Source organism: Microcystis sp. LEGE 08355, from assembly GCF_015207185.1.
GTDB classification, from domain to species: Bacteria; Cyanobacteriota; Cyanobacteriia; order Cyanobacteriales; family Microcystaceae; genus Microcystis; species Microcystis panniformis.
Window position 1 is genome coordinate 1 of record NZ_JADEXI010000294.1, and the last position, 5,767, is coordinate 5,767.

The following is a 5,767-nucleotide window of genomic DNA, read 5'->3' on the forward strand; positions in this document are numbered from 1 at the left end:
TTTTTCATAATTAGGGGTCTCAAGACCCCCCTAACGGCCACCGAGAAAATCTTCACCAGATAAGTATTTTTACTCAAGTCTCTGGAGGGGGACAGCTTATGTGACAGTTGAGGGTGCGGAATGTGGGATAATGAGAGCGATCGCTTTCAAATTATCCGGGTCATAGAAGAAGGGCAATGGCTCGAACGAACGCTTGCGGCTGGTCAGCGACTGAAATTCGAGGCTTACCGCAATAGTCATGTCGATATCTATATTGCTGATATGGCCATGATGGTATTGAGTGATCGCCTTTCTTGTGAGGGATTGATAGATTGAACGGGCGATCGAGAAATAGCGGGGACGGAACCGCCATCCTTTTGTCCCCGAAAAAATTGCCGTCCGCCCGTCACAATCCGTCGGGACGGTACTCTAAATCTTGTCAACGCGACAATAACGCGCACTGTGTCGTAAACTTCTGTATGTAATATGGCCTCAACCAACGGAAAATTTTATTGGGGGTCTAGCCCCAGACCCGAACGAGAAGATATTCTCGAAATCGTCTATAGGTACTCTTCTTGCCGAGTAAACGATGATTTTGATCAAGAAAAGGAGATGCAAGTTCTGGATATTATCCAAAAGTCTTTTTCCAATCCTGAGCTATTCGATTGGGTCAACCGAGTTGATGAATTGATCGAATGGCAATTAGAGCAGGGAAAAGTACCCGAAGAAAAAGTCATTCAAGAAATTTTAGCAATTCAAAAGCTAGTTATCGATTTAAATCTTCACCCTTGCGAACCTTTAAAGTTTAGCGAGTTTAGCGAAATCGTCAAAAATTTCTGCCGACATATCTTCGATATCAAACAATATTTTAGCGAATCGGACTATATAATTTTCAATCCCCAAAAATTTTTGAGAAATCTGATCGCGAAAAGCGAGTCTTTAACCGTTTATGCGATCGGTTGGCTTCCCGGTCAATCTACGGACATCCATCATCACGGTTACGATCTCGATGCCATTCTCGTCCTCGAAGGACGCTTAACACATTGGCTGTGGGAACCTGCCGTCGATCCAGCGGCGGCCACCCCCGTCCCACAATACTTTACCGCCGGCGATATTATCACGATTGATCGCCACCAATGTCACAAAATCGCAAACACGACCTCTATTAATCTAAAAACGATTCACATTCGTTTGAGAGATGCCACCGTGGATAACTTTCAAGATGAAGGTGTCGGGTTTCGGGATGATCGCTGGTTTCGGGACGATCACTGGAATCGGCCTTTATCCGAGGAGAGCCATAAAAAGGAAAAGATTAAGGGGGGTTGCTTGGTGATGTTGAAGGATATGTCGGAATACCGCTTGAATACTCTGTCTCGAACTTAATTTAGGATTATCGAATATGAGCGATAGTATCACTCTCTCTCCCGCAATATACCTATTTGTCGTTACGAGCCGCTATCGGCTGTACGACATCTGCCGGCAACACCGTCCCGACGATGACATTGATCGTCGGATGATCGCTCATATTAATCAACTTTTGCGTCATTATTCCCTCACACACAGATACGAAGCCGACGATATCTATAACGAGGTATTATGGCGCGTTCAGCGACACATACTGGGGGGGAGAACAATCGATTCTCCTCTCGCCTATTGTAAAGCGGTGGCCAAGTCCGTTATCGTTAAGCACGTTAGAATTGAAATCAAGCTTCGCTTACTTCCCTCTCTTCTGGTCGAAAAGTCCCGTCTTTCAGACGGTGAACTCCTCTTGGACAAATACGAACAACCCCTGAATGAAGCTTTGCATAGATTAAAATTAGATCATCCTGAAGATTTTCGTTTGATCGAACTGTTTTATCTGCAAGAACTTAGCTGGGGAGAAATTACGGGTCAATGCGGCGGGGTCAATTGTGCGGCCATGCGTAAACGAGGACAGAGAGCAAAAGAAAAGTTGAAGACGATTTTTGGCAAAATTTTAGAGGAGAAAGGTTCTTTCTAGCGGATTATCGTTATAAATAGTCTTTAACTTCAAATAACTGCCAGTTTTAAGACTTTTGGAGTCATTTGTCATCTTTACGAGAAATACCTAATGCTTAGGACTGAGGAGATTGACGAGCATCTGGACTAGATTTGATCAGCTTGGGTAATAGCAATCCGGAGTTAGCTTTGTAAGTGTCGAATTCGGGATAGCGGGAAAGGGAGCGGTCTTTTTTAAGCATATTGGGGATGAAGACACCGGCGATGAATCCACCCAAAATCAGAAAAGGCAGCCAATGTTGGGCTAACAGGGCAAAACCGAGATAAATTAAAATCTCTCCCAAATAGTTGGGATTACGACAACGACTAAAAAAACCTTCGGTGATTAACCCTTGCCTATATTTAAGGGTAAAATACTTTTGGGCATCGCTACCGTAATGGAGAAATACCCCGATAATATTGATCGCTATGGCTGCGGATATTAAGGGAGCGGTGGCCGTCACCTTCTGGCTAATAATAATAAAAGGGGCGGCCCAATATAAACCGAGAATGATAAAAGTAAATATTCCCATAGTCACCGATATTTCTTTTTCCCACTGTTGATCGGGATATAATCTATCTTTAATCAACCACATAATACCGTAAGTTCCGTGTAGAGCAAGGTATATCCAAGCGAGGGACGTAAAATTATTATAAAAAGCCATTAAGCCCAGTATAATTAGAAAGGTTAGGAACTTATGGCAATTAATCGCGTGTTTTATCTTCATTTCAAAGTTCAATTAATTAGACCTCTTGCATAATTTTTTTATGGTATAATGGAGGGTTTTGCTTTTTTCTCAATTCTTAGATTGAAGTGGAAAAAAGAATAAAATGTGATCTTAGGTCAGGAAATCATCTATAATTTTGCTATGTTTATTAGCAAAATTATGGATTATCAAAACTTATCAGATGAACAATTCAAACGCCGTTTCGGTGTGTATAAACAAACCTATAGAAAGATGGTAGAATCAGTAAAAAGTGTTGAAGCCGACTCTAATTCACCATCTAAAAGGGAACCGAAACCTAAACTATCTATAGAAGAACAAGTTTTAGTAACGTTAGAATATTGGCGAGAATATAGAACATATTTTCACATTGGTACAAGCTGGGAACTATCAGAATCAACTATATGTCGGATTGTAAATAAGACGGAAAAAATGCTTTTACAATCGGGAAACTTCCGTTTAAAAGGAAAAAAAGCTTTACTCAATCAAGCAGAGATCCCGGTCATAACGGTAATGGATGTAACGGAAACTCCCATTGAACGCCCCCAAAAGAAACAGAAAGATTTTTTTTCGGGTAAAAGAGGTTATCATACTTTAAAATCCCAATTAGTAGCTGATCAAAATACCGAGGAAATTATCTGTGTCTTTTGTGGGAAAGGTAGAGGTCATGATTTTAGTTTATTTAAAAAAAGTCGAGTTCGTTTTCATCCTTTAACTACCAGCATAGAAGACAGTGGTTATCAGGGAATAGCTGCATACCATAGTAATAGTTATACACCGAAAAAGAAATCGAAAAATAGAAAATTAACAGAGTTAGAAAAAGAGTATAACAAGGCTTTAGCCAAAGAAAGGATTATCATTGAACCTATAAATAGGAAACTCAAAATCTTTAAAATCTTATCCTGTAAATATCGGAATCGTCGTCGAAGATATAGTTTAAGAGTTAACTTGTTGGCGGCTATTTATAACTGTGAGTTAGGGATAGGTATAGCAGCTTCTTAAAAGTTGCCTAAAGATTAATCAAGTCAAGGAGAATTTATTCTCAATTTTTATAATTGAGATAGTTTGTGCCGCTTAAATAAAGAGGTTTTGATAACCAAATTAAAGCAGCTCTAAAGAGTTTTGAGTTAAAAGTTAAACTTCAAGTTTTCATTCAGGACGAATGTACTGATTAACTAATTTTTTGGGGAAAATTAGTTAACCCATCATTATAACATATAATTAATTTGCAAGAGTTCTATTCTAACTAAAGGTAAACAATAATTACTGAAGTTTAAATCTAACCTTAACAATTAAGAGATGTTTGACATCCTTTAAGAGTAGGCCGAAAGGGATTAATCACTTCGGATTGACCCGATATTCCCTCGAACCGTCAGGATAAACTATAATCTGGTTAATCCTAAAAAAGTGATCGTTTATTGCTACGACGAATAAAGACCAGAGGATCACCCCCAAACCGAAAAGCCAGACAGTTTTCCTGTTGATCGGTATGGTGACTTCATCGGGTAACTTAGGAATCTTCATGGCTCGATCGCCCCTCGCCACGGATAGCTCCCGACGGCAAATAAACTTGCTATGCTTAATACGGTTAGCAAAAAATCGCCCATGCCTACTTATTTTAATGACGGTAAGAATAGGATAACAGAAATGCGATCGAATCGACCATAACTTTTCAGAAAGCCCTTCTACTCGATTTATTGGTTGGATTGGTTAACTCTCCTGAGTGGAGATGAGTTAAAGTATCCGTGTCAAGAAGATACATCATCGTCAGTTTCCGAACGGCCCCTAGCTTGGTAAATAGAATCTCTTAGGTCGGACAGAGAACTATCATCGCTTAAAGCACCTGCCTGTTGCAGAAAAATAGCTTTACTATTTGGCGAAGAGTTAGAAGGAAAGGAAGTCTTCAAGGTTTTAGCCTCTTGCTCTAATAAAGTATCGCTGTTTAATTGTTCTGATTTTGGAGTAATTGTCATGGTTTGGACGGGCTGGAGTTTTAATTTTCCCTGAATCTTTGTAGCAGTTCTTCACGGGATAAATTCGCTAAAGAAAGAAGTAAAGCGGTGCGTTCCGAGATGGGAAGTTGGGCGATCCGTTCCACCAGACCAGATAATTCCGAATCTAGGCTGCCAAAGCGTCCTTCCAGAAGACTGGCTATCATAGAGTGACGTTCTTCTATTTTCCACTCTTCCCGTTGTTGTAAATAAGCTGGTGATAAGTTCATGATGTCCTCCTGTCCTTCGGTACTTAAATTATCTCTCAACTCTAAATTCTTGCGCCAGTTGGCCAGAATTTCTAATAAATTCTCTCGAAAAGGATTGCGTTCTGGCAGTTCAACTAACTCTTCAACTGCTCGTTTTTGAGTTCCTCCTTTACCTAATACCCTCAACCATAAGGTGTCTTCAATTACTGGTAATTGATGAATGACAATGATGCCCGCTTTGAGAGACTTCGCTAAAAAGTAAACCCCTGTTAACCAATTACTCTCATCGCTGTGAGTCCCGAAATCTTCAATCATTCTAGCTGAAAAGGTGGGCGTTAGAATCCATAAGAAAGGCAATTCTGCGACCGTCAGAGTTTTGTTTGACCGTTTCGCTTTTCTCAAGACATCCCCATGAACCGCGTATAACTTTGACAAACAACTACGAATCTCTACCTCGGTCGGGGGATTGCGGAAAGGTTCAAACAAACAGGAAGTAGCCGCCATTTTTCCAAGTAATCCTAAAGCTAACTCAGTGGGAGGAGGTGAGCTAAATGGTTCAAACCAGACATCGATTTCTTGAACCTCACTTTTTACTTTCTTACTTTTTCTAATCGTCCCTAGAGGTATCTTCTAATTCTAACCCTTCAATTTTACTGAAATGCTTTTGATTATGGATAATTAATACTAAATTATTCGCTATAGCTACTCCTGCAATTAAGAGATCGATGTCGTCAAGAGGAGTCCCTTTTTTCCTTAAGTCGGCATAAATTTTAGCTGATGTTGTCATTCTTCGGTTAAAAGTAAAATTTGATTCAGTCGAGAAAATTCCAAAAACTTGTCAAGCTGA

General features: G+C 40.0%; 9 protein-coding genes. 4 read left to right on the forward strand and 5 right to left on the reverse strand.

Annotated elements, in window-relative coordinates:
* Positions 1-120: 120 nt before the first annotated feature.
* The 3 genes from IQ242_RS15010 to IQ242_RS15020 all read left to right on the forward strand — a co-directional run bounded on the left by IQ242_RS15010 (position 121) and on the right by IQ242_RS15020 (position 1,978).
* Complete coding sequence (locus tag IQ242_RS15010) at positions 121-315, forward strand: DUF1830 domain-containing protein (protein WP_193960511.1); 195 nt, start codon at positions 121-123, stop codon at positions 313-315.
* A 276-nt stretch (positions 316-591) separates the two neighbouring features.
* Complete coding sequence (locus IQ242_RS15015; protein ID WP_193960512.1) at positions 592-1,362, forward strand: cysteine dioxygenase family protein; 771 nt, start codon at positions 592-594, stop codon at positions 1,360-1,362.
* A gap of 16 nt (positions 1,363-1,378) precedes the next feature.
* Complete coding sequence (locus tag IQ242_RS15020) at positions 1,379-1,978, forward strand: sigma-70 family RNA polymerase sigma factor (protein ID WP_193960513.1); 600 nt, start codon at positions 1,379-1,381, stop codon at positions 1,976-1,978.
* A 94-nt stretch (positions 1,979-2,072) separates the two neighbouring features.
* On the opposite strand, the gene IQ242_RS15025 is transcribed toward IQ242_RS15020, so the two are convergent.
* Positions 2,073-2,723: an isoprenylcysteine carboxylmethyltransferase family protein gene (locus IQ242_RS15025; protein WP_193960514.1), complete on the reverse strand. Its 651-nt coding sequence runs from the start codon at positions 2,721-2,723 to the stop codon at positions 2,073-2,075.
* A 141-nt stretch (positions 2,724-2,864) separates the two neighbouring features.
* Between IQ242_RS15025 and IQ242_RS15030 the strand changes: the two genes are divergently transcribed.
* Positions 2,865-3,722, forward strand: a complete 858-nt coding sequence (locus tag IQ242_RS15030; protein ID WP_193960515.1) for an IS5-like element ISMae4 family transposase — start codon at positions 2,865-2,867, stop codon at positions 3,720-3,722.
* 336 nt (positions 3,723-4,058) lie between these two features.
* Here IQ242_RS15030 and IQ242_RS15035 read toward each other — a convergent pair whose 3' ends face one another.
* The 4 genes from IQ242_RS15035 to IQ242_RS15050 form a co-directional block, all read right to left on the reverse strand.
* Positions 4,059-4,244 carry a hypothetical protein gene (locus IQ242_RS15035; RefSeq protein WP_103672805.1) on the reverse strand — a complete coding sequence of 62 codons (186 nt, stop codon included), beginning with the start codon at positions 4,242-4,244 and terminating at the stop codon, positions 4,059-4,061.
* 224 nt (positions 4,245-4,468) lie between these two features.
* Complete coding sequence (locus tag IQ242_RS15040; protein WP_193960516.1) at positions 4,469-4,693, reverse strand: hypothetical protein; 225 nt, start codon at positions 4,691-4,693, stop codon at positions 4,469-4,471.
* A 20-nt stretch (positions 4,694-4,713) separates the two neighbouring features.
* Positions 4,714-5,547 (reverse strand): hypothetical protein, encoded by an 834-nt coding sequence (locus IQ242_RS15045; protein ID WP_193960517.1) that lies wholly within the window; start codon positions 5,545-5,547, stop codon positions 4,714-4,716.
* Complete coding sequence (locus IQ242_RS15050) at positions 5,528-5,707, reverse strand: hypothetical protein (protein WP_228021018.1); 180 nt, start codon at positions 5,705-5,707, stop codon at positions 5,528-5,530. The genes IQ242_RS15045 and IQ242_RS15050 overlap by 20 nt, the downstream gene beginning before the upstream one ends.
* Between the last annotated feature and the right edge of the window lie 60 nt (positions 5,708-5,767).

What these genes read in the sequence shown, in the direction of transcription:
- IQ242_RS15010 (WP_193960511.1), top strand. Translation starts at nt 121, where the DNA reads ATGTGGGATAATGAGAGCGATCGCTTTCAAATTATCCGGGTCATAGAA.
- IQ242_RS15015 (WP_193960512.1), top strand. Translation starts at nt 592, where the DNA reads ATGCAAGTTCTGGATATTATCCAAAAGTCTTTTTCCAATCCTGAGCTA.
- IQ242_RS15020 (WP_193960513.1), top strand. Translation starts at nt 1,379, where the DNA reads ATGAGCGATAGTATCACTCTCTCTCCCGCAATATACCTATTTGTCGTT.
- IQ242_RS15025 (WP_193960514.1), bottom strand. Translation starts at nt 2,723, where the DNA reads ATGAAGATAAAACACGCGATTAATTGCCATAAGTTCCTAACCTTTCTA.
- IQ242_RS15030 (WP_193960515.1), top strand. Translation starts at nt 2,865, where the DNA reads ATGTTTATTAGCAAAATTATGGATTATCAAAACTTATCAGATGAACAA.
- IQ242_RS15035 (WP_103672805.1), bottom strand. Translation starts at nt 4,244, where the DNA reads ATGAAGATTCCTAAGTTACCCGATGAAGTCACCATACCGATCAACAGG.
- IQ242_RS15040 (WP_193960516.1), bottom strand. Translation starts at nt 4,693, where the DNA reads ATGACAATTACTCCAAAATCAGAACAATTAAACAGCGATACTTTATTA.
- IQ242_RS15050 (WP_228021018.1), bottom strand. Translation starts at nt 5,707, where the DNA reads ATGACAACATCAGCTAAAATTTATGCCGACTTAAGGAAAAAAGGGACT.